The organism is Bacillus sanguinis, from assembly GCF_018332475.1.
GTDB classification, from domain to species: Bacteria; Bacillota; Bacilli; order Bacillales; family Bacillaceae_G; genus Bacillus_A; species Bacillus_A sanguinis.
Window position 1 is genome coordinate 1 of sequence record NZ_BOQB01000320.1, and the last position, 1,743, is coordinate 1,743.

Below are 1,743 nucleotides of genomic sequence, written 5' to 3' on the forward strand. Positions count from 1 at the left end.
GGTGAAATTACAAAACGTTTAGTAGCAATGGCTGAACAACAACTTGGTGGTAGAGCTAATCGCTAAGTGAATTCGTATAAAATATAGCGAATATGTAAATCAATTTCTTTTGTATATGTATTAAATAAAAACCCTTATAGTAAATGGATTCTCACTCAAAGATTATTGATAATCTTCTTTCATAATCTTTGGATATTTAATTTGTAAACTACTTTCCTAAACAATAAACACGCAGTGTTGGAAAGGTGTTTTCCATGCATAGTAGAAAAGCTTTTGCAGGAAAAAGCATACTTAAAAATTTGATTTCAATATTAAAATCAATATTTATTATCATATTTTCGAAAGGGAGGAATTTAAAGATGGGTATATTAAGTGGAAATCCTCAAAATGAACCGTTACATTACGGAGAAGTATTTGATATTTGGAGTTATCTTCTAGCTGCACAAGGTGCAATCGCAAGTCATCAAGTATTTATGAATCATACAGGTGATGAAGACTTGAAGAAGTTTTTAGAAAGCTTAATTGAAAATGATATGAATTCGGAAATAGAAGAGTTAAAAACTCTTTTAAAGGTTAATGGTGTAGCTTTACCGCCTGCTCCGCCAGAACGACCAGTTGCATCTATCGAAGACATTCCTCCTGGAGCGCGTATTAATGATGCAGAAATTGCAGCAGCTGTTTCTACAGGATTAGCAGCTGGACTTGTGACGTGTAGTCAAGTAATGGGAAAATGCCTTCGAGAAGATGTAGGCATGTTATTTGGACAATTTCATATGAAAAAAGCGCAGGCAGGTGTAACTTTGCTACGTTTAAGTAAGAAAAAAGGGTGGGTAGTTCCACCTCCGTTACATGTAAGAAATTCTGATCAAGCTTAATAAACAAAAATAAAAAAGTGGCATTGGCCACTTTTTTATTTTTTAGATGTATCCTCAAGCTTGGATTTATTTATTGTGGAAGAATCCATATATTCATCTGACATTTCCATAGCATATTTATTATGATGAATATGATTGCGATTTCTTAATTCATTGTCGTTACGCAGTACTAGCCTCTTCATATAAATGTGGAAGAAAATTTCTGTTCCACCAATAATTAAAGCGGCTATAAATGAAGAAAGTCCAATGTTACGAGTAACATCTAAATCAGTAAACAAGGATGTTAGTAACCAAATTCCAAAGAAGCTTAAGCCTAAATCTGCTATTGTAGCAATCATATTTCCGTATTTAGGTAAAATGAAGAGATCTCCGATTAAATAGGCAGCTCCTGTAAGGAAAAGAGAAATTAGTAATACTCTAGGAATTGAAATGCCTTTAAAGATACTAAGTATGATTAGTAATACAGCAGTTATCGCTGTGTATTTAATCAATAAAGCAACAAAATGTTTCATCATTTTCCTCCATTGTTCAAAAGTATATGGAATAAAATATTTCATTAAAAACGGGTTATGCTGTTAAATAGCTTAACCCGTTTTATGTTGTAATGGAGGCCTATTTATGATATCCCATGGCACGTAAGATGTATTTCGTTCTCCTATACATGATTATTTTTGGTTTAAAGAAGATCAACTATACCTTCGAATTCACGGTCGTAATTACCAATTAATTAGCTATATATTTTAGCATGTAATTTAACATATTAAAGAAAGAAGGAGGTGAATGAACATGTCAAACAATAACGGTGGAAGCAGCAATCAATTATTAGTACGTGGCGCTGAACAAGCTCTTGATCAAATGAAATATGAAA

The 1,743-nt window shown here is 32.6% G+C and carries 2 protein-coding genes and 2 pseudogenes; 3 read left to right on the forward strand and 1 reads right to left on the reverse strand.

Features of this window, described 5'->3' with window-relative positions:
• Together sasP and KI369_RS24935 are read left to right on the forward strand one after the other, a co-directional pair.
• Positions 1-66 (forward strand): annotated as a pseudogene (gene sasP / locus KI369_RS24930) (small acid-soluble spore protein, SasP family); the annotation flags it as partial.
• Positions 67-359: 293 nt separating this feature from the next.
• Entirely contained in the window at positions 360-875 is a 516-nt protein-coding gene (locus KI369_RS24935) for a DUF3231 family protein (RefSeq protein WP_000512133.1), read from the forward strand.
• Positions 876-910: 35 nt separating this feature from the next.
• Here the strand turns inward: KI369_RS24935 and KI369_RS24940 are convergent, their stop codons facing one another.
• A complete protein-coding gene (locus KI369_RS24940) occupies positions 911-1,387 on the reverse strand; it encodes a YndM family protein (RefSeq protein ID WP_212957957.1) in 477 nt (158 codons plus the stop codon).
• A 274-nt stretch (positions 1,388-1,661) separates the two neighbouring features.
• Here KI369_RS24940 and KI369_RS24945 point away from each other — a divergent pair.
• Positions 1,662-1,743: pseudogene (locus KI369_RS24945) on the forward strand (alpha/beta-type small acid-soluble spore protein); the annotation flags it as partial.

Bases quoted from the DNA above. Each gene is read 5' to 3' on its own strand.
- KI369_RS24940 (WP_212957957.1), bottom strand. From the start codon at position 1,387: ATGAAACATTTTGTTGCTTTATTGATTAAATACACAGCGATAACTGCT.
- KI369_RS24935 (WP_000512133.1), top strand. From the start codon at position 360: ATGGGTATATTAAGTGGAAATCCTCAAAATGAACCGTTACATTACGGA.